The organism is Nocardia sp. NPDC049149 (genome assembly GCF_043197455.1).
In the GTDB taxonomy this organism is placed as follows: Bacteria; Actinomycetota; Actinomycetes; order Mycobacteriales; family Mycobacteriaceae; genus Nocardia.
Genome location: NZ_JBICTD010000003.1, coordinates 317965 through 337056 on the forward strand (window position 1 = coordinate 317965; position 19092 = coordinate 337056).

General features: G+C 65.4%; 19 protein-coding genes. 11 read left to right on the forward strand and 8 right to left on the reverse strand.

The window, feature by feature from the left end:
- Nucleotides 1–27: 27 nt before the first annotated feature.
- Together ACGFNJ_RS12335 and ACGFNJ_RS12340 are read right to left on the reverse strand one after the other, a co-directional pair.
- On the reverse strand, nucleotides 28–1215 hold the full coding sequence (locus ACGFNJ_RS12335) for a hypothetical protein (protein ID WP_393446474.1): 1188 nt from the start codon (nucleotides 1213–1215) through the stop codon (nucleotides 28–30).
- A 137-nt stretch (nucleotides 1216–1352) separates the two neighbouring features.
- Nucleotides 1353–1772 carry a DUF4254 domain-containing protein gene (locus ACGFNJ_RS12340; protein ID WP_393446476.1) on the reverse strand — a complete coding sequence of 140 codons (420 nt, stop codon included), beginning with the start codon at nucleotides 1770–1772 and terminating at the stop codon, nucleotides 1353–1355.
- Between the two features lie 318 nt (nucleotides 1773–2090).
- On the opposite strand from ACGFNJ_RS12340, the gene ACGFNJ_RS12345 reads away from it, so the two are divergent.
- The 5 genes from ACGFNJ_RS12345 (at nucleotide 2091) to ACGFNJ_RS12365 (ending at nucleotide 6473) form a co-directional block, all read left to right on the forward strand.
- Nucleotides 2091–2939 (forward strand): helix-turn-helix domain-containing protein, encoded by an 849-nt coding sequence (locus ACGFNJ_RS12345; RefSeq protein ID WP_393446478.1) that lies wholly within the window; start codon nucleotides 2091–2093, stop codon nucleotides 2937–2939.
- 199 nt (nucleotides 2940–3138) lie between these two features.
- Nucleotides 3139–3711, forward strand: a complete 573-nt coding sequence (locus tag ACGFNJ_RS12350) for a DUF3558 domain-containing protein (protein WP_393446480.1) — start codon at nucleotides 3139–3141, stop codon at nucleotides 3709–3711.
- A 42-nt stretch (nucleotides 3712–3753) separates the two neighbouring features.
- Entirely contained in the window at nucleotides 3754–4230 is a 477-nt protein-coding gene (locus ACGFNJ_RS12355; protein ID WP_393446482.1) for a hypothetical protein, read from the forward strand.
- A gap of 104 nt (nucleotides 4231–4334) precedes the next feature.
- Nucleotides 4335–5429, forward strand: coding sequence for a hypothetical protein (locus ACGFNJ_RS12360; RefSeq protein WP_393446484.1), 1095 nt, complete (start codon nucleotides 4335–4337; stop codon nucleotides 5427–5429).
- A gap of 267 nt (nucleotides 5430–5696) precedes the next feature.
- Nucleotides 5697–6473, forward strand: a complete 777-nt coding sequence (locus ACGFNJ_RS12365; RefSeq protein ID WP_069164358.1) for an ESX secretion-associated protein EspG — start codon at nucleotides 5697–5699, stop codon at nucleotides 6471–6473.
- A 102-nt stretch (nucleotides 6474–6575) separates the two neighbouring features.
- Here ACGFNJ_RS12365 and ACGFNJ_RS12370 read toward each other — a convergent pair whose 3' ends face one another.
- Nucleotides 6576–7703, reverse strand: coding sequence for a DMT family transporter (locus ACGFNJ_RS12370; protein ID WP_393446486.1), 1128 nt, complete (start codon nucleotides 7701–7703; stop codon nucleotides 6576–6578).
- A 587-nt stretch (nucleotides 7704–8290) separates the two neighbouring features.
- On the opposite strand from ACGFNJ_RS12370, the gene ACGFNJ_RS12375 reads away from it, so the two are divergent.
- Nucleotides 8291–9562 carry a helix-turn-helix domain-containing protein gene (locus tag ACGFNJ_RS12375; RefSeq protein ID WP_393446488.1) on the forward strand — a complete coding sequence of 424 codons (1272 nt, stop codon included), beginning with the start codon at nucleotides 8291–8293 and terminating at the stop codon, nucleotides 9560–9562.
- Between the two features lie 2 nt (nucleotides 9563–9564).
- On the opposite strand, the gene ACGFNJ_RS12380 is transcribed toward ACGFNJ_RS12375, so the two are convergent.
- Nucleotides 9565–10326, reverse strand: a complete 762-nt coding sequence (locus tag ACGFNJ_RS12380) for a histidine phosphatase family protein (protein WP_393446491.1) — start codon at nucleotides 10324–10326, stop codon at nucleotides 9565–9567.
- Between the two features lie 264 nt (nucleotides 10327–10590).
- Between ACGFNJ_RS12380 and ACGFNJ_RS12385 the strand changes: the two genes are divergently transcribed.
- Nucleotides 10591–11304 carry a YbaB/EbfC family nucleoid-associated protein gene (locus ACGFNJ_RS12385; protein WP_393446493.1) on the forward strand — a complete coding sequence of 238 codons (714 nt, stop codon included), beginning with the start codon at nucleotides 10591–10593 and terminating at the stop codon, nucleotides 11302–11304.
- 2 nt (nucleotides 11305–11306) lie between these two features.
- On the opposite strand, the gene ACGFNJ_RS12390 is transcribed toward ACGFNJ_RS12385, so the two are convergent.
- From ACGFNJ_RS12390 to hemW, 4 genes are all read right to left on the reverse strand, one after another.
- On the reverse strand, nucleotides 11307–11969 hold the full coding sequence (locus ACGFNJ_RS12390) for a TetR/AcrR family transcriptional regulator (RefSeq protein WP_393446495.1): 663 nt from the start codon (nucleotides 11967–11969) through the stop codon (nucleotides 11307–11309).
- 185 nt (nucleotides 11970–12154) lie between these two features.
- Nucleotides 12155–12958 (reverse strand): alpha/beta fold hydrolase, encoded by an 804-nt coding sequence (locus ACGFNJ_RS12395; RefSeq protein WP_393446497.1) that lies wholly within the window; start codon nucleotides 12956–12958, stop codon nucleotides 12155–12157.
- Nucleotides 12959–13286: 328 nt separating this feature from the next.
- Entirely contained in the window at nucleotides 13287–13496 is a 210-nt protein-coding gene (locus ACGFNJ_RS12400; protein WP_069164364.1) for a hypothetical protein, read from the reverse strand.
- Between the two features lie 274 nt (nucleotides 13497–13770).
- Complete coding sequence (hemW, locus tag ACGFNJ_RS12405; protein ID WP_393447810.1) at nucleotides 13771–14946, reverse strand: radical SAM family heme chaperone HemW; 1176 nt, start codon at nucleotides 14944–14946, stop codon at nucleotides 13771–13773.
- Between the two features lie 379 nt (nucleotides 14947–15325).
- On the opposite strand from hemW, the gene ACGFNJ_RS12410 reads away from it, so the two are divergent.
- The 4 genes from ACGFNJ_RS12410 to cysD all read left to right on the forward strand — a co-directional run bounded on the left by ACGFNJ_RS12410 (nucleotide 15326) and on the right by cysD (nucleotide 19091).
- Nucleotides 15326–15418: an Ms4527A family Cys-rich leader peptide gene (locus ACGFNJ_RS12410; protein ID WP_393446500.1), complete on the forward strand. Its 93-nt coding sequence runs from the start codon at nucleotides 15326–15328 to the stop codon at nucleotides 15416–15418.
- 137 nt (nucleotides 15419–15555) lie between these two features.
- A complete protein-coding gene (locus ACGFNJ_RS12415) occupies nucleotides 15556–17358 on the forward strand; it encodes a nitrite/sulfite reductase (RefSeq protein WP_393446503.1) in 1803 nt (600 codons plus the stop codon).
- 45 nt (nucleotides 17359–17403) lie between these two features.
- On the forward strand, nucleotides 17404–18123 hold the full coding sequence (locus ACGFNJ_RS12420; protein WP_393446506.1) for a phosphoadenylyl-sulfate reductase: 720 nt from the start codon (nucleotides 17404–17406) through the stop codon (nucleotides 18121–18123).
- Complete coding sequence (gene cysD, locus ACGFNJ_RS12425; RefSeq protein ID WP_393446509.1) at nucleotides 18120–19091, forward strand: sulfate adenylyltransferase subunit CysD; 972 nt, start codon at nucleotides 18120–18122, stop codon at nucleotides 19089–19091. Before ACGFNJ_RS12420 ends, cysD begins: the two co-directional genes overlap by 4 nt.
- Nucleotide 19092 lies beyond the last annotated feature (1 nt).

Consider the following 19092-nt stretch of genomic DNA (forward strand, 5'->3'; position numbering starts at 1 on the left):
GCCAGGGACCAGCCGACTGAAACGGGCTCAGCGGATCGACTGGAGAACCGTGGGAGCGATTTGGGCGGCTTGGGTGCAGGCGTCGAAGGGGAAGGGTGGGGTGGCGGGGGTCAGATTCAGGGAGACTCGCACCAGGTGGGCGTTGTTCGCAGTGGGTGGGTCGGCGCGGCGGTAGTTGAGGGTGAGACCGCAGCTGGTGTTCTGGCGGGTGGGGTCGGTGGATTGGACCGAGCGAATCTCGATGCCGGTGAGTCCGTCGAGGGTCATGTGGCGGGCGTATTGGATGGATTGCCCGCCGTCGAGCCCGGAGGGGAGCCGCAAGATCTCCCCCGCCTTGACCATCTGCTCGGAGCTCTGCTCGAACGACACTTCGACGGTCGAGCGGTGGGTGCCACCGGTCTGGACGAGCGTGATCGCGCATTTGTACGCCTTGGTCCAACCGACCGAGCTCATCTCCCAGCCGGGGAACTGGGTGGTGATCTGAGGTTGGGCGGCACAGGGGTCGCGCTGCACGAGTGACCGAGGGCCGGGTTCGGTGCCGGGCCGCGCCCGCAGTGCCATCAGGTTGTCGATGGTTGCGGCGAGGTAGTCCTTGGTGAACTGGCACGGCTTCGACCACGGGACCGGCGCCTTGGTCGGGCCGGACACCTTGCTGATCGTCAGGCCGTGCGCGAATCCGGTGTCCTCGACCGGGATTCGATAGTCGCAACTCGAGGCGTCCGGTCTGGCGTCGTCGCTGCCGCTGCCGCTGCCGCGGAACACGACGCGGCCGTTGACCTGTTCCGCGGTGTCGCCGACGCGTTTGTCCGAGGTGTAGACCTTGTCCAGCTCCACGTTGACCAGGTACGAGGCGTCCGGAGCGTCGTTCGCGGCGATGATCAGCCCGCATCCGGTCCAGCCGCCGCCGCGTTCCGCGCCTGGGCTGCGATCGAAGCCTTGAAAGGGGCCTAGGCGTTCGGCGAATTCGCGATTCAGCAGGCTGCACGGGTCGGTCGCCCGTATCCGCGCCATCAGGTCGGCGGTCCCCGGCGCGATGGCGGCGAGTTCGACGGAACCGGGAACCCCTTGCACCTTCGAGGTTTTCGGGTTACGGACCTCGGTGGTGGAACGCACGGTGGGTTCGGTGGTGATGGTGCCGCAGCCGCATACCGCGATGGCGACCGCCATGCTCAACGCCACCACGGTCGCCCAGCGCCGTCTGCCGCCCACGAACACCGGCAACTCCCTCGGCTTATCGAACGATCCCCGGCAGGTTAACCGACCGAGACACTGCATTCTGTCGGTTCGCGAATACCCGGCAGCTGTCAAGTGAATCAGTGGCGGAATCGGCCGCCTCCGCACGAAACTCATGATCAACGCCTGTTGGGCAGGCGACGGCGCCCTGCGGCGAGTTCGACGGCGAGGTCCTCGTAGCCGATCGCCAGCTCAGCGAGGCGTTCCCAGGCGAACCAGATGTCCCACTCGGATACCCCCGCGGCATTGGCGCAGGCGTTCAGCTGAGCGAGGCGGTCGAGGATCGCGCCGACAGTCTCGGTGTGCAGGTAGGCGCCGTTGCGCGGGACCGGCAGGTTCGCCGCGACCCACCGATCGATGTCACGGACCTGCTTGGCGCGATATTCGTCGATCCCGCAGATGTTTTCGTGGATTGTCACCAGTTTCCGTTCGTGCAGGACGGCGAGCTCGCGGGCCGCGCCGAGCACCGGATGGTCGACGTCGTCCTCGCCGCGACATGCTTGCAGCACTTGGCTTCTCGTTGGCAGCTGTTCGGTCATCGGGCAGTCCCCCTTGGGATGGCAGCGTGGCGGTAATGGAATGTCGGTTTTTGTCGGTCTCTCGGTGCGCCCGGCCCGAGTGGACCTGAACCCGCTCTCGCCGATAAGGTTTCAGGACTTCGATGACACGGACCGGGCGCGCTTTCAGTAGAGCACCGGAATTGATCGACGGGACTGTTCCCGAGGGTGGAACAAGGGGAAAAGTCGCAAGGTTCCAAAGAATCCCGTCACAGCGGTTCCAAATTCATACCTGGCCAATAGTGAGGCTACGAAAGGGAATTGCCCGTGCCCCCGACTGGATCCACCCTGCCCCGCCGCATGCTCGCCCGTCAGCTACGCGAACTCAGGGAGCAATCAGGTGTCAGCGCAGAATTCGCCCGCAAGGCGATCGGCGTCGGTAAACAAACGTTGTGGCGGATGGAGACTGGGCAACCGGTCCGGCTGAATCCGTTGTTCATCGCGCGACTGTGCGAGGTGTACGGCGCGCGAGAAGAGCTGGCGCGGAAGTTGCTTGCACTGACCAAGGAGACGTTTCGGACCGGATGGTGGCACGCCTACAGTGATGCGATGCCGAAGCACTTCGACTTGTTCGTGGGATTGGAAGAGGCCGCGCAGCGGGCCATCTCCTTTCAAACCGTGCTGGTGCCGGGAATCCTGCAAACCGCAGCATATCGGCGGGCTCTGATCTGGGTCGACAGCCCGACCTTGCCCGCCGCGGACGTCGAACGCCGCATCGAATTGCTCGCCCGGCGTAAGAGCCGGCTCAGCTGCACCGAAAGCCCTTTGGTGCTCGAGGCCGTTCTGGACGAGGCGGCGCTGCACCGCGCGATCGGCGGGCGTGGTGTCATCACTGAGCAGCTGAAACACCTGTCGGAGGTCGGTGCGCTGCCGAACGTCTCGGTGCGAGTGATTCCGCTTGCCGCCCAGGCGTATTCCGGGCTGACCATCGGCCCCTTCGACATGCTTGAATTCCCGGAACATCCAACTACGGAACTCATGGAACCGCCCCTCGTCTATTTGCAAGGCAAGACCGAGGCGCAGTACCTCGAGAAGGCGGATGAAATACAGGGGTACCAAGATGCATATGCCGATTTGCAACGTTCCGCATTGGACGAGAGTGACAGTCGAGCACTGATCCAGCGGATCGTGCAGGAGCACGAGCGGTAAGCCGACCGCAACCGGGCTGCCCCCGAGACGAAGCCCCGGGACCTCGTCTATGACGAGTCCCGGGCTCAGCCTGCCTATGCCTGCGACACGCTTGCATGCAGGTAGGGCGATCAGTAGCGTCAGGTTGAACTGCAGGGGGCGGAGGAGCCGGTCCGGACCCGTGCGATCGATATGTGGGCACCGGCGGGCGAAGGATCCGATGACGAGCAGGTCGAAATCGTGGCGATTTGGGGCCCTCGCGCTCGGCGCTGTGTTCGTGATCGCCGGGTGTGGGCCGTCGGATGGTGATCCGAAGCCGACGAATAGCTCAGACCGCACTCCAACGCCAAGCATCGCGACAGACGTGCCGTCGGGCTACAACCCCTGCGCTGACATTCCGCAAAGTGTGCTGGATTCGGAAGGGTTGCGCGGCAAGGACAAGGACGATTCGACCGCTTCCGGTGGTGTCAAGTGGCGCGGTTGCGCCTGGATCCAGACCGACGGTTACTCGCCAGTGATCCGGACCACCAACCTCACGGTGGACATGGTTCGTGAGAAGAAGTTCACGGACACGCGCGAGTACACCATCAACAATCGCCGCGCGATCTCGACACGACAAGTCACCGAGCATCCCGATGCCGTATGCACTGTGAATGTGGAGATGAAGGGTGGCAGCCTCGAGTTCTTCCTCAGCAACCCGCCATCGAACCGGAAGACCGGGGGCACCGACACCTGTGAGCTCGCACGGAAGCTGGCAGAAAAGGTTGTGCCAACGATGCCTGCCAACGTTTGATCCAAACTGACCGCACAGGGGACTCACTGGGAGGGAGCAACGATGGGTGACGACCAAGCATCGCCTCGACCGATGGCGAACATGATCAGCGCCGCACGCGAGGGCCAGCTTGCAGTGGAGATGAAGGCAGAGGACTTTGTCTATATCGACCGCGACTGCGAGCACTTCAAAGACTCGATCCGGAAGATACAGCGAACGATGGATTTGGTCGCGCAGCAGGACCACTGGAGTCTGGGCGAGCAAAACACCAAAATGGTGTCAGCCGGCACGATGGTCGGTCGATTCAAAAAGAAGGCGCGGGGAGCCGAGGACGGCAACAGTGTCTACGAAATCATGGAGCAACACTTCCGTGTCGTTGAAGACATCCAAGAAGTCCATCGGGTGGTCCGCGAGCGAATGATGCAGGCGGACAGCAACTTTGCCGCCGAGTTCAACCACTTGAACGACACGCTGCCGGAAAAGCCGCCAGTCCCGTTGAAGCCCGGCCCATACATCCTTCCTGATGGGACGACACGATGACAGGCTACGAACCAACACGGATACCCGGAGGCGGCGAGCATACCGACAGCTGGGAACATTCTGAGATCAAGGACGCCTTCGATCCGCTTAACGCTACCGAGGCGATGGACCAAGCCCAGAAGTACTGGGAAGTGCATCAAAACTGGGAGCAGGGCGTGGAAACCTTCGCGCGCTCGATTCAGAAGTCGATCGCGCAGGCGTGGTCCGGCCCGGCTGCGGAGAAGTCGAAAGAAGCGATCCAGAGCTACACGACCGACGCACACACCCTCACACCTGCACTGGCGGAGCTCCATTCACGCGTCCGCGACGCGGCAGTCGCGATCGTCAACACCAGGAAGGCGATTCCCGATACCGTCGACACCTCATTCGGCTCCCGAGTGTTCCACCCGAGCCGCTGGTCGCTGCAAAGCGAGCAGAACGAGGAGACGCAGAAGGCACGCGTCGCGATGAACGAGCATTACGTGCAGCCGTTCAGCCAGATGGACGGCAAGATCCCGGTGCTTCCGACGCCGACCAGCCCGACGAAGGCGGTCGACATCCCCACTCCCTCGCCGAGCGGGTACCAGAGCGGCGACGGCGGTCAGCCGAACCAGTCGAATGGCACTGGTAACGACTCCAATTCGAACAACTCCACCCCGGGCACCACCGACAAGACCAGCGAACCGGGAACTCAGGACCAACAGTCGGGCGACCAGTCGAAGACCGACCAGACGACCGCTGCCTCGACGAACGGGACCGATTCTCAAACCACTCCGGCAAGTACCACGAGCACACCCACTTCCACCGACCAGACGAAGACCGTGCCCTCGAACACCGGCACCCCGTCCAGTCCTGGAACACCGGGGACTCCCGCCACGGGTGTCCCCGGCAGCCCAAGGGGCACAGGCACACCCAGGGGCACCGGCACACCGGGCTCGCCGAATTCGACTCCACAACCGGGCCGCAGCATTGCGGGCAGTCCGATCGCAACGGGCACACCAACTTCCACCGCCGCTACAGCGGCAACTGGCGCCCGTGGCACTGCGGGCACCCCTGGTGTCGGTGGTGCAGGAATGGGCGCGGGCCGCGGCAAGTCCGACGACGACTCCGAGCACAAGGCCCCCGACTACCTGATCACGCAGGAGAACACCGAGGAACTACTCGGCGAGCTCCCGAAGACCTTGCCGGGCGGCGTAATCGGCGGCGACAACACCACCTGACCGCATGCACCCGCAACCGCTCACCGAACGGGACATCGCCGAGGCGTCACGCGCACTTCGCCGCAGCCATGTCCCGTTCGACGCCCGAGGCGTCAGCCGGGCCCGAGACAACGGAGTGACGGGCAGGGGGCTAGTGGGCGAGGCGAGCCGAAACCTGGGGTCGCCCAGGGCGAACGGCACGGCCGAACCGGACGACGGCCAGGTAAGCGAGCGCGGCCGACGACGACATCTATCGAAGTATGACAAGAAGCGAATTGGGGACCGGCAATGGCGGAATGGACTTGGGACACGGACGATTTCGCGGCCCTGTGGTACTCCGACGCCCATGACCGGTTCCCCAGCCCGCTGCGCTACACCAGCCGCTTCGCCCTACGCGACGAGTTCGCGGCGCACCGCCGCGCGGTCAGAGAACGGTATTCCGGCGACGAGCTGGAGGAAATCCAGCTGGCGCTGCACACCCTCGGCACCTCGGATCTCCGGATCGAAATCCTCGGCGGCACCTGCAAACACAAGAACAGCACCGGCCAGGACGACGTGCGCGAATACCGAATCATCGGCGCACGCAACACCTATCGTGCGGTGACGCTGATGCAGGCGGGCACGGACGGCGAGCACGGCCCGATCCGTGTGCGCATGGTCGGCCCGGACAGCTTGCCCATGCGCATAGTTCAAGCGATTCCGGCCTGCACCCCTGGCAGCGCCGCCGCGGCCACCTTCCACGCCGAGGATCTCGGCCCGCGCCGCGACGGCTACTTCGAGGATGTCGCCCGTCAAACCCCGCGCGAGCAGTATCAGCGCCTGCTCGGCCGTCCTGCCGACGGCGGCGGCAGCGCCGTCCTGCTCGCCGCTCCCCTGCACACGCACGCGCAACCCTCGAATGTCTTGCAATGGCACGACATCACCGACGACGGCCGCTACACCGAGATCCGCGGCCCGCACGTGACCGTCCGCCCCACCACCCCGGCCGACCTGGCCACGCATTTCGCCACGTGGATCGAGCGCGCCATGAAGCGTCTCGAAGAGTCCCGCCTCGACACCTGGTAGCTGACACGACAACTCACCGCGGACAGTCCGAAAGTGTGATGCGCGCATCTCTTCTCGACTAAAACGCATTCTCCATTGTGCAAGACCCGGAATTCGCACATATCACAACGAATCCAGCGAATTCTCCCGGAATGTCCGCTCCTGGACCGGCATACCGCGTTGCCTCAACGCGGGCCGATACGGGTGGGCTTCCTCTGGTTCGGTGTGCAGCGGAGTCAGCACAACAGTTGGCGTCGGTTCGACGGTAGTGAGCTTGATGTAGGCCGGTTTTCTGCGCGTCGCACCTGAATCCGTTTCACCGGTCTCGGTTTCGGCGCCCGGCCGGTCGGCCAGATTCAGTCCGACCGCGCACAGCACAATCAACACCCCGCCCGCGATCCCACTCCACGTGGGTACCTGCTGGAAGAACAACAACCCGAAAAGCAGCCCCCACACACATTCGAGGGTCAACAGGTTGCCGCCTTGCACCGGGTTCACGTGTTCGAACGCGTAGTTCATCAGGAACACATTCAGCACACTGAGCGCCCCGGCGACGCCGATCGCGCCCCACAGCAACCCGGGCGACACGTGCGCCGGAACCTGTGGCAGCCCCTCCCATTGAGCGACGGAGGTCAGCACGACGCCGACGGTGCCGACACCGACGGTCAGCGCGGTGATCTCGTAATTGTTCAGCTGACCACTGTGCCAATCGCGCCCGAGGTAGCTCAAGGAAATCGCCACCATGGCGACCAGCGCGATCACATCGCCCTCGTTGCCCGACACCGCAGCGCCGCCGAAACCGATCCCCAATCCCGACAGGATGGCGACCCCGACCGCGGAGCCGCTGACGAAGAACACCCGAACGGCGGTGACGCGGACCCGGCGCAGCAGCAATCCGAGCGCGGACACCAGCGGTAGTGCAGCGATGAACGAAATGTTGCTCACGGTCGTCATGGTCGCGGCCTTCGCGAACAACGTCGTACCGAATACATAGAGCAGGGCGGTCCGCCCCACGATCACACCCCATTCGCGGAGTCCGATGCGCAGCACGACCCGCCAGCGGATCCAGCGACCGAATGCGACTATCGCGATCAGAAATGCGATACCGGTGCGTAGGTAGACCTGTTGCGCGATGGTGAAACCGCTGTCGAGATAGCGCGAAAAGACCGTCAACATGGCAAACGAGGCGGTCAGCAGTACGAGCGCCCCGATACCACGCAGGTCGATGACATTTCTGCGTTGCGCGAGCACGGAACCGTTGATTCGCTGAGCCTACCCAGCGACTCAGCCAACGGTTCCGTACTAGCGGGTATTTTTCGGTTCGGCTTACCAAACAGCCGCTACCGACAGTGGCACTGTTCTACACGGCTCCTCCCACGGGTTCATGCCTCCGAGGATGCCGATGGTGCCCGCCACAGTGACAGCGCCGGCCACGTGCCAGCCAGCCCGCCGCGACCCATGCCACCGCCAACACCGATACCGTCGTGATATCCAGTGCCGCAGCGCAAGTGACGAACGCCGCCAATGCCGTGATCACGGTCGCGACGGCGGTCATCACGTGTGCCACCTGCATGACAGGTGACGGATGACGATCCTCATCGGCCGCGGGCAGTGCGTGGTGCGTCGCAAACTTTCCGACGATTCCGATTGTTCTCATGCACTCAGCGTGGCCCTCACCGCGCCGACCGGGCCAGTGCCGCAGCGAGCTTGCACGCCTCACGCGCAGAACCGGCGGAGTATAGACGTGAGACCAGGCAAAACGATAGCGTCATCTTCTGGGACGACGCCGAGACCACGTGCGTCCAACCAGCGGAACTGCAGGGGATCCGGAGAAGAGGGTGAGCAGCCAACACAGCATCGCGTGTGGCCGCAGAGTCGTGCGCGAATTCCAAGCCACCGGAGGGTCGACGTGGGAGACCGTCCACGCGGTGAAGTCGCATTGCGGGGTTTCTTTGCTCCGCGCCCATCGAATCACCTACGGCTTCACCCTCGTCGAGGTCGCGCAGCGGCTGCAGCAGCTCGTCAACGACGGCGAATCGTCGGGCCGCGGGCTGTCGCATCAGAGTGTTTCGCGCTGGGAGACCGGCCTCGACATGCCGTCCTATCAATTCCTGGACGCGCTGTGCAGGCTGTATCGCACCCGGCCTGATCGACTCGGCTTCGGCCACGACTACACCGACGACGAGCAGGAAAGGCCGCGCAGCCGTTTGCTTTTGCGCCATGAGCTGCGCGGCGGCCCGACACCGTCGGAGACGGTCCGCGCACTCGAAGACAGCCTCGCACTGTCCGGCTACCTGGTCTACGTGCTGCCGCCGTCGGAGTACATTCCCGCGCGGATGCGCGATCTCGCCCAGATCCATCAGCTGAAGCTGGCCGAACCAACGCCCGACCTACGCCAGCGGCTCCACCGAGTCGAGGCGATCGTCGCGGGGCTCATCGCTTTTCGGCTGAACGACGTCGCCGATCTGCACGACACTTTCATGTGGTTCTACAAGGCCCGTCGCGCCGCACGTCAAGCCGGGGATACAGCTTTGGAAGCCTGGCTGCACGGTCATATGGCGCATACCCACGAGTGCTATCGGCACGCACTCGACCAAGGCTTGGCGGCGGCCAAGTCGGCGCAGGCGGCGGGCGGCCGGGTGCCGACCGCGGCAGGCGTTTTCGGTCTGCTCGCCGAGGCAGGCATCCAGGCCAGGATTCGGCGCCGCCGGGAAACCCTCGTCTCGATCGCCGCCGCGGAGCGGATGTTCACCGAACTGCCCCTCGAGGAGACGACCGACGACAACCTCGGCACCTCCGAATACATCCTGCGCTGGCACCAATCGCACGCGCTGAGTTCGATCGGCGACTGGCGTTCCGCGGAGGAGATCCGCACCCGCATGCTCGAACTGCCGATGGCCGACAAGGACCATGTCGGCCGTTCCCTGCTCGATCTGGACATGGCCGCCGTGTACGCCCGCCAGGGCGATATGGACCACGCCCGCGAACTGATCGGCCAGGTGTGGCGGGCGCTGCCGCCCGAACTGCGCGTCGGCCAGGTGCGGCGCAATGTCTCGCAGCTGGTGGTCGGGCTGCCGAACAGCATGCGGGACGGCATCTTCGAGAAGTGACGTCACGGGCGCGGCAGGTGGGCGCGCTGGTCGTAGCCGACGAGGCGGTAGCCGTCGGGGGTCCGTTGCCAGCTGGTGATCGATCCGTTGCCGACCAAGCCGTCCTCTGTGATCGCTAAAACCTGTGTGGCGGTGAGTTGTTCGAGGATCTGACGCAGGAAGAGCACGACCGCGTCGTGCGCGACGATCAGCACTCGGCGATGCCGGTGTTCGGCCGCGAGCGAGGCGACTACGCCGCGCAGGCGGGCCGCGACATCCTCGAACGATTCGCCGCCCGGTGGCCGGTAGCCGAGCGGATCGTCGGCTTCCTTCGCGGCTTCCTCGGGGAATCGCGCCCGCACAACCAGCGGGGACAGGTGCGCGAAACTGCCGCGGTATCGATCGAAGAGGCGTTGGTCGATGCCGAAACAGGGCGGGTTGCGGTGCGCGGCACGCAGTTCCTGCTCGGCGAGCTGCCAGGTCTGTCGGGCCCGCAGGTACGGCGAGCACAGCACCAGCTCGGGTGGCTGGTCGAGGCCGGCCAGCCACTGCCCGACCGCGACGGCTTGCCGTTCCCCCAGCTCGGTCAGGGCGATGGCCATGTCGTCGGATTCGAGGGTGGCGCCTGCCGCGAAGGCGGCATTGGCGGTGCTTTGGCCGTGCCGGACGGCGTCCAGCCGGGCCACCGTTCCCGAGTGTTCCTGGTGGGGGCAGGGTGCGGCGAAGTCGCCGCGCTCCCAGCCATTGTCGTTGCCCGGCAGCGATACCCGCTCATTCGTGCGCACACCGCATTATCCGTCGGGCGGTGCGTCGGTGGCTGATTCCGCAGCCGCCGCGACTGAAAGTCGAGCAAGTCACATCGAGGATGACCTCACAGGAAAGCTGAGATCGCTGCTGGCGGGCTATTTTCGGGGCATCGACACGGTGGTCTGATAGTCGAGTTGAATAGCCGGGCTTTCCTGGAAACAATGATGTGATGCCACCGTGATTGCGAAAGATCCACTGTCACAACCGGTCCGCTACAACATGAGCCCTCGGGGGGCGACTAGATGGCAAGGGAAAATCTACGGGGCCGCTGCGCGGAAGCGGTCAGCCACCTCAAGGCGCTGCGCAACCGGCTGCGCGCGGTCACGGCGGAGATCGACGCCTGGACGTACGAGGCAGGCGACGGCAACGCGTTCGTCACCGTGTCGGCCGACGGCCGACTCCTCGGGCTCGATCTGCCACGCGGACTGCTGCGCACCGGAACCCTCGACGCCAATGGCAGCATCGTGCTCGACTCGGCGGACACGGACGCCGCCTTGCAGCACACCTGCCTGACCCTGGTCGACGCGATCAACAGCGCGCGGTGCAGCGCTCAGTGCGCGGCCGGTGAGGCGCTGCGCCGAGAGTTCCCGGAGGCCTTTCCGCTCAGGACCGCCGGGGACGGCGGGGACGGTATCGACGCGGTGGTCAAGGACCTCAATCGCGACTGGGACTACGCGGTGCGGTTGATGCGCGTCGGTCGACCCGAACGGTCGTGCGAGCGGCACACCGTCGCGATCGTGGAGAAGTACGCCGACCTCGGCACGGTGACCGTCGACGGCAACGGTGTGTTGCACGCCATCGACCTCGATTCCGACGCCGTGCTCGACGCCCGTGCGGACACCGTCATCGACGCCGTCACGACCGCCGTCAACGCGGCGATCGACATGATTGCCCCCACCGCCGCCAGCGTGCTCATCGACGAAACATGGTCACCGGCAGTAGGAATCGCCGAGTGAGTTCACGAAACGACCGGGCCGTCGAGCGGCATCGAGTCCGTCCGGTCCTTCGGCGCGCCGGTCGCCTGGAGTGCGCCGGTCCACATCGTGACGACGAGCTCGACGACGTCGTCGGTGCGCCGATCCGGTGGCGGCTCGATGATGGCGCCGTGCATCATGGCAGTGATGCCTTGCACGAGAAGCAAACTGGTCAGATAGGGGTCGGATCCGCCGACGTTCATGCGGCGCAGCTGGCGCTCGACTTCGGTCGCGAGGGTCGTTTCGAGTTCGCGCACATGGTCCGCGAAATCCGAGGTGCGCTGCGCCTGCAGGGTGAGCATCCGGTTCAGGTGCGGCTCGTCGTGGTGATGACTCGCCAGTTCGGTGATCACCTGGCGCATGGTGTCGGGCAGCGACGGATTCTCTTCGTGCAGCACGGCGAATCGAGCAAGCAGCACATCCCGGTTGTGGTGGTCGTGCCGGGTGGCGAGGGCGTGCAGCAGCGCGTCCTTGTTCGGGATGTAGTGGTACAGCGTGCCGATGGATATCCCGGCAAGCTCGGCGATCTTGTTGGTCGTGGTGTTCAGGTAGCCGTCACGTTCGAAGAGCTGTGCAGCCGCATCGAGGATGGCCTCGAAGGTGAACTGAGAGCGCTGCTGTCGGGGCCGTTTGCGGGGAGCGGACACGTTGCCTCGGGTCGAGTTGTTAACCGGAATTCTCGAAGCAATCATGTCACGCGGTGGCCGCACCGAAAAATATTCTGGCGAAATCGATTGAGCACCGAACTGAATCTCGTGGACCACGCTGAGCCACCGACCTCCCCGCCCGGGCGAAAACGCCGAGGCCGGCGGCTCGGATCCCTATCAGCGGGTCAGCGCGGAACGGCGGCCTCCACGACCGCGGCGACGCTGTCGGGGCGAGAGACCAGCCCGGCGTGCGACGCGTCCAGTTCACTCGTGCGCGCGCCCATGCGGTTGGCCATGAACCGTTGGGACGCAGGCGGAATGACCCGGTCGGCGCGGGAGACCAGGTACCAGCTCGGCGTGCCCGCCCATGACGGGGCACCGGACGGTTCGAGGTTGGCCGCGATCGCGATGGATTGCTGGTGGGCGAACATGTCGGCGGCGGTGGCCGGACTGACGTCCTGTGCGAAGACGGTGTTGAACTGATCGGCGGCGACGTAGCCGTCGAGGTTCTTGCCGCCGACGCCGTTCGCATCGTCGACGACGGCGACCTGGAGAGCAGGCGGGAGCAATTGGCTGCCCGGGAAGCGGATCGGATCGAGCAGCAGCTGTGCCACCTCACCCTGCACCGGCGCGAAAGCCGCTATGTAGACCAAGGATTCGATCTTCGGGTCGTGCACGTTGCTGATCACGAAGCCGCCGTACGAATGACCTGCCAGCACAACGGGTCCCGAGATGGCGTCGATGGTGCGCTGGATGGCGGCCGCGTCGTGGGCCGGGCCGCGCAGCGGATTGTCCGGTGTCACAACGCGATAGCCGTGCTCGCGGAGGATGGCGGCGACGCCGTCCCAGCTGGTGGCATCGGCGAAGGCGCCGTGCACGAGGACGATGGTCGGCAGCGGGGCGGCGTCGGCGGGCACCGCCGCCAACGTGGTTGCCGCGGCGACGGCCAGCGCCGCGACGGCCGCGCGCAGACTGCGAACGAGGTACATGGGCGTCCTTTCGGTAGGCATTCGCGGGTGCGTGCCACGCTGCACGGGTTCGCGCTCCATCCGAAATGATCTCGCACCAGATGTCGATAGCGGACGACTATCGCGGGAATCGACCGGGCGTCCTAGCGACAGCAGACGCCGCGCGATCGCAATGATCGCGCGGCGCATGGCTTTTCGACGTGCGACACCGCCATGTGCGCGCGACGCCGTATTCAACACCTACCCTGTGCTGCGCGCAGCGGCTTTCGCGACCCGCCACCCAGCGCAACGCACAGGCCATTCCCACGCACGGCGAAGAGTGCCCTCACCGGGACGGGAAGGATTTCAGCTAGTCGCAGACCCTGGCTTGCTTGCCCGCGAGAGCATCGAGTCCGAGCATTGCCAATAGCGACTGACAATCATCGGCATTCTGTGAATAACTGGCGACCGTGCGGGCGGCCACCGCGCTCTGTCGCGCAGATTCGGCCTTTTCCGCTGCCCGCGCCTCGGCGAATTCGCCCGGTTCGTGGATGAGGGTGATGTGTCGTGCCGGGGACATGAATCTCCTTGGGGTTGATCGAAGCCTACAAGGGTCGCCCGCTCCTTGACAGCCGAACCGACCCTGCAGTTCGCTGAACCTCGGAGAACTCGCACGCAAATGCCGCAAACCGACCAGTCTCTGCAACCTCCCCGGCCCCCGGCGCCCAGATGCCGCCCAATCCACCCTCCCCGACCCTTCTCGGGTCGTGACTCACATCACAACCAGTTCGACGAGTGGCACATGGCTGTGGCATTTGCCGAGAGCACCTCTCGACCATGTGCCACTCGTTGCGTCAGGGGACGAGGAGTTGGCGGACTACGCCGTCGGCGAGCAGTCTGCCTCGGTCGGTGAGGACGAGGCGATCTGCGGAACTGGTGGCGAGGCCGTCGGCGATGACGCGGGCGGCCGCAGCGGTGCCGACGGCGTCGAGGTCGGCGAGCGGGAGGCCGGTGCGCAGGCGGACGGCGAGCATGAGGCGTTCGGTGTAGCGCTCGTCGGCGGTGAGCTGCTCCCAGCCCGCGGCGGGCAGACCGCCCGCGGCCACCCGGTCGGCGTAGCGCGCGGGATGTTTGACATTCCACCAGCGGACCCCGCCGACATGACTGTGCGCACCCGGGCCTGCACCGAGCCAGTCACCGCCGTCCCAGTAGCCGAGGTTGTGCCTGCAGGCCGCGGATTCGCCTGCGGCCCAATTGGATACCTCGTACCAAGTGAGCCCGGCCGCGCTGAGGCGAGCATCGATGCGTTCGTAGCGAGCGGCGAGCACGTCGTCATCGGGCGCGGGAAGTTCGCCGCGGCGCACGCGTCGAGCGAGCGCGGTGCCGTCTTCGACGATCAGTGAATAGGCCGAGACGTGATCGACGCCCGCGCTGAGGACCGCGTCGAGGCTGGCATCGAGATCGCTGTCGCGTTCGCCCGGGGTTCCGTAGATCAGGTCGAGGTTGACGTGCTCGAAGCCGGCGGCACGCGCTTCACGCGCGGCGGCGACGGCGCGTCCCGGCGTGTGGGTCCGGTCCAACACCTTCAGCACGTGCGCTGCGGCGGACTGCATGCCGAGCGAGATGCGGGTGAAGCCTGCCGCAAGCAGTCGCTCGAAGAATTCCGGGGAGGTGGATTCCGGGTTGGATTCCGTGGTCACCTCCGCGTCCGGCGCCAGCATGAAGTTCGCCCGCACCGCATCGAGCACCTCGGCCAATCCGGCGCCGCCGAGCAGCGACGGCGTGCCACCGCCGACGAAGATCGTCGACACCTCGGGCGTCGCCGTCGGCAACGCGGCGAACTGCTCTGCCGCCGTGGCCAATTCGCCACGCAATGCAGCCAGCCAGGACTGCGGCGATGCCGAGGTGCCGAGCTCCCCCGCCGTATAGGTATTGAAATCGCAGTACCCGCACCGTGTCGCACAGAACGGCACGTGCACGTAGATCCCGAACGGCCCACCGCCGAAATCACTGAGCTCCGGTCCGGACATCTCGGTGCCGACAGGAATAGCCGCAGGTGAACTCACCCCTCCAGTGTGCAGGTCCCCCACCAGCCGCCCGCTGGCCGGGTGCGCAGGCCCTTGGCCGCCAACTCGAGTGTTGAACTCAGTTCAAACGCGCCACGTTGCCGCGGTGGTGTACCGGCCTGCGACCTGGCTGTCGTTGGACAGGTCAATCGGCAATGGTCGGGTACGGACGCAGTGGTGCGGTTCACTTCGGACCCAGCGGTCATATCACCCGACGCGGGTGCGTGGTGATCTATGACGGCCGTCACAGATCAGGTCAATGGTCCAGGGGATTTCCCGCAAAAATCCGGAAAATACCGACGCGCGGTCGGAAGGCGGCCGCTGACATGGCACAATAAGCTTCATGCGCGCATTGGGAGTACGACTTGTGGCACGTCGCCACGTCGACTACAAGCGCGTCTGTAGTGCCTGCTGTCTGCCCATCTCTTCTCGGTAGCTCAGCGGCGCCCTTTCCCGGGTCTATCCGGCGACTTTCATATCGGCTTCATCGCCTCCGCTGACACCGCAGGTGCGAGCTCAGCCCCTCGCGCCGCCAGACGGATATATCACCAAAAAACTTGCAGGAGCGACCCCATGACGTCGAGTACCGACGCCGGTCAGACCGACCAGTCCGACCCTGAATCCCGGCCAGCCCGCCCGGATCGCCCCGCCTCCGAACGCCGGGTCCGGCCCGACCGGCCGCGTCCCGAAACGCCGGCGGGCCCGCGCGCCCGCACCGGTAAGCCGGTGCGCCGCAAAGCGGAAGGACAGTGGGCGCTCGGCTATCGCGAACCGCTCAACCCGAACGAACAGTCCAAGAAGGACGACAACCCGCTCAACGTCCGCGCCCGGATCGAGAACATCTACTCGAAGGCGGGTTTCGACAGCATCGACAAGGGCGATCTGCGCGGCCGATTCCGCTGGTGGGGCCTCTACACCCAGCGTGAGCAGGGCTACGACGGCACCTGGACCGGCGACGAGAACATCGACCTGCTCGAGGCCAAATACTTCATGATGCGCATCCGCTGCGACGCGGGCGCGCTGAGCGTCGCGCAGCTGCGCACCCTCGGCCAGATCTCCACCGAGTTCGGCCGCGACACCGCCGACCTTTCCGACCGCGAGAACGTGCAGTACCACTGGATCGAGGTGGAGAACGTTCCGGAGATCTGGAAGCGGATCGAAGCGGTCGGCCTCAAGACCACCGAGGCGTGCGGCGACTGCCCGCGCGTTGTCCTCGGCTCGCCGCTGGCCGGTGAATCGTTCGGCGAGATCATCGACCCGACACCGGCGATCGACGAGATCGTGCGCCGCTACATCGGCAAGAAGGAGTACTCCAACCTGCCGCGCAAGTTCAAGACCGCGATCTCGGGCCAGCAGGACGTGGTGCACGAGATCAACGACATCGCGTTCATCGGGGTGGATCATCCCGAGCACGGGCCAGGCCTCGACCTGTGGGTCGGCGGCGGGCTTTCCACCAATCCGATGCTGGCGCAACGCGTCGGCGTGTGGGTGCCGCTCGACGAGGTGCCCGATGTGTGGGAGGCCGTTGTCTCGCTCTACCGCGACTACGGCTACCGCAGGCTGCGGACCAAGGCGCGGCTGAAGTTCCTGGTGAAGGACTGGGGCATCGAGAAGTTCCGCGAGGTGCTCGAGGAGAAGTACCTGAAGCGCAAGCTGATCGACGGCCCGGCGCCGGAGCAGCCGACCAAGCCGATCGACCACGTCGGCGTGCAGAAGCTGAAGAACGGGCTGAACGCCATCGGCTTCTCCCCCATCGCAGGCCGGGTCTCGGGCACGATCTTGACCAAGGTCGCCGACGCGGTCGAGCGGATCGGGTCCGATCGCATCCGGTTCACGCCGTATCAGAAGCTGATCGTGCTCGACGTGGCCGACGACAAGGTCGACGCGCTGATCGATGAGCTCGCGCCGCTCGGACTGCAGGCCCGTCCGTCGCTGTGGCGGCGAAACCTGATGGCCTGCTCCGGGATCGAGTTCTGCAAGCTCTCCTTCGCCGAGACCCGCAAACGGTCCCAGGCGCTGGTGCCCGAGCTCGAGGAGCGGCTGGCGGATCTCAATGCGCAACTGGATGTTCCGGTCACCATCAATATCAACGGCTGCCCGAACTCGTGCGCGCGTGCCCAGATCGCCGACATCGGGTTCAAGGGTCAGCTGGTCGACGACGGCGACGGGAATCACGTCGAGGGCTTCCAGGTTCACCTCGGCGGCAGCCTTGGTTTCGACAGCGCTTTCGGGCGAAAGCTGCGTCAGCACAAGGTGACCAGCGACGAGCTCGGTGACTACATCGAGCGGGTGGTGCGCAATTTCATCAAGCACCGCGAGGACGGCGAGCGGTTCGCCCAGTGGACCGTTCGTGCCGACGAGGCAGATCTGCGATGAGCCTCGCTTGCGACAAGCACGTGTGCTGGTGACGGGAGATCAACTGTGACAACAGAACTGGTGGCAAAGTTGGCCGAGGACGAGCTCAGGGCCATCGCTGAAAAGGGCGCCGCCGACCTGGGTCCGGATGCGTCCGCGCTGGATCTGCTGCAGTGGACCGAGGACAACTTCGGTGGTGGTTACATCGTCGCTTCGAATATGCAGGACGGTGTGCTGGTGCATTTGGCCGCGCAGGTCCATGCGGGTGTGGATGTGTTGTTCCTCGATACCGGCTATCACTTCGCCGAGACGATCGGCACCAGGGACGCCGTTGAAGCGGTGTATGGGGTGAACGTGGTCAACGTGCGTCCGGAACATACTGTCGCTGAACAGGATCAGTTGCTGGGTAAGGATCTGTTCGGGCGTGATCCGGGTGAATGCTGCAGGCTGCGCAAGGTTGTCCCGCTGAAGAAGTCGCTGTCGGGCTACAACGCCTGGGTCACCGGCATCCGCCGGGTGGAGGCGCCGACGCGCGCCAACGCGCCGCTCATCTCGTTCGACGAGGCGTTCGGGCTGGTGAAGATCAATCCGATCGCCGCATGGTCCGACGACGAGATGCAGGCCTATATCGAGGCACACGGCATCCTCGTCAATCCTCTTGTGGAAGAAGGATATCCGTCCATCGGCTGCGCTCCGTGCACGCGGAAGCCGGAGCCGGGATCCGATCCGCGAAGCGGCCGCTGGGCCGGCCTCGCCAAGACCGAATGCGGGTTACACCAGTCATGACGGAGACCTTTGTGAGCGAGCCTTCGAACGAACTCATCGGCGCATCCCCGAGCACCGAACGCGCCTTCGGCATCAGCGATTTCGACACCCTCGCCGCGCTGGAGTCCGAGTCCATCCATATCTTCCGCGAGGTGGCCGGCGAGTTCGAGCGGCCGGTGATCCTGTTCTCCGGCGGCAAGGACTCCACTGTGCTGCTGCACCTGGCGCTCAAAGCCTTTTGGCCCGCGCCGCTGCCTTTCGCGCTGTTGCACGTCGACACCGGGCACAACCTGCCTGAGGTGCTGGAGTTCCGGGACAAGATCGTCGAGCGGTACGGGCTGCGGTTGCACGTGGCCAAGGTCGAGGACTACCTCGCCGACGGCAGGCTCACCGAGCGTCCGGACGGCATCCGCAACCCCTTGCAGACCGTGCCCTTGTTGGACGCGATCAGCGAGCACCGCTTCGACGCGGTGTTCGGCGGCGGCCGCCGCGACGAGGAGCGTTCGCGCGCCAAGGAGCGAATCTTCTCGCTGCGCAACGCCTTCGGGCAGTGGGATCCGAAGCGGCAGCGCCCTGAGCTGTGGAACCTGTACAACGGGCGGCACGCGCCTGGTGAGCACGTCCGGGTGTTCCCGCTGTCCAACTGGACCGAGCTGGATATCTGGCGCTACATCGCCCGCGAGGACATCGACCTGGCCAGCATCTACTACGCGCATCAGCGTCCGGTCTACCAGCGCGACGGCATGTGGATGACCCCTGGCGTCTGGGGCGGACCGCGCGAGGACGAGGTGCTGGAGACGCTGTCGGTGCGGTATCGCACCGTCGGCGACGGATCGTCCACCGGCGCCGTGCTTTCCGACGCGGCCGACAACGCGGCGATCCTCGCCGAGGTGGCCGCGTCCCGATTGACCGAACGCGGTGCGACCCGTGGCGACGACCGAGTGTCGGAGGCCGCGATGGAAGACCGCAAGCGAGAGGGATATTTCTGAT

Bases quoted from the DNA above. Each gene is read 5' to 3' on its own strand.
- ACGFNJ_RS12360 (WP_393446484.1), top strand. From the start codon at position 4,335: ATGGACCAAGCCCAGAAGTACTGGGAAGTGCATCAAAACTGGGAGCAG.
- ACGFNJ_RS12365 (WP_069164358.1), top strand. From the start codon at position 5,697: ATGGCGGAATGGACTTGGGACACGGACGATTTCGCGGCCCTGTGGTAC.
- ACGFNJ_RS12395 (WP_393446497.1), bottom strand. From the start codon at position 12,958: ATGTACCTCGTTCGCAGTCTGCGCGCGGCCGTCGCGGCGCTGGCCGTC.
- ACGFNJ_RS12400 (WP_069164364.1), bottom strand. From the start codon at position 13,496: ATGTCCCCGGCACGACACATCACCCTCATCCACGAACCGGGCGAATTC.
- ACGFNJ_RS12410 (WP_393446500.1), top strand. From the start codon at position 15,326: ATGCGCGCATTGGGAGTACGACTTGTGGCACGTCGCCACGTCGACTAC.
- ACGFNJ_RS12350 (WP_393446480.1), top strand. From the start codon at position 3,139: ATGACGAGCAGGTCGAAATCGTGGCGATTTGGGGCCCTCGCGCTCGGC.
- ACGFNJ_RS12415 (WP_393446503.1), top strand. From the start codon at position 15,556: ATGACGTCGAGTACCGACGCCGGTCAGACCGACCAGTCCGACCCTGAA.
- ACGFNJ_RS12345 (WP_393446478.1), top strand. From the start codon at position 2,091: ATGCTCGCCCGTCAGCTACGCGAACTCAGGGAGCAATCAGGTGTCAGC.
- ACGFNJ_RS12355 (WP_393446482.1), top strand. From the start codon at position 3,754: ATGGGTGACGACCAAGCATCGCCTCGACCGATGGCGAACATGATCAGC.
- hemW (WP_393447810.1), bottom strand. From the start codon at position 14,946: ATGTCCGGACCGGAGCTCAGTGATTTCGGCGGTGGGCCGTTCGGGATC.
- ACGFNJ_RS12340 (WP_393446476.1), bottom strand. From the start codon at position 1,772: ATGACCGAACAGCTGCCAACGAGAAGCCAAGTGCTGCAAGCATGTCGC.
- cysD (WP_393446509.1), top strand. From the start codon at position 18,120: ATGACGGAGACCTTTGTGAGCGAGCCTTCGAACGAACTCATCGGCGCA.
- ACGFNJ_RS12385 (WP_393446493.1), top strand. From the start codon at position 10,591: ATGGCAAGGGAAAATCTACGGGGCCGCTGCGCGGAAGCGGTCAGCCAC.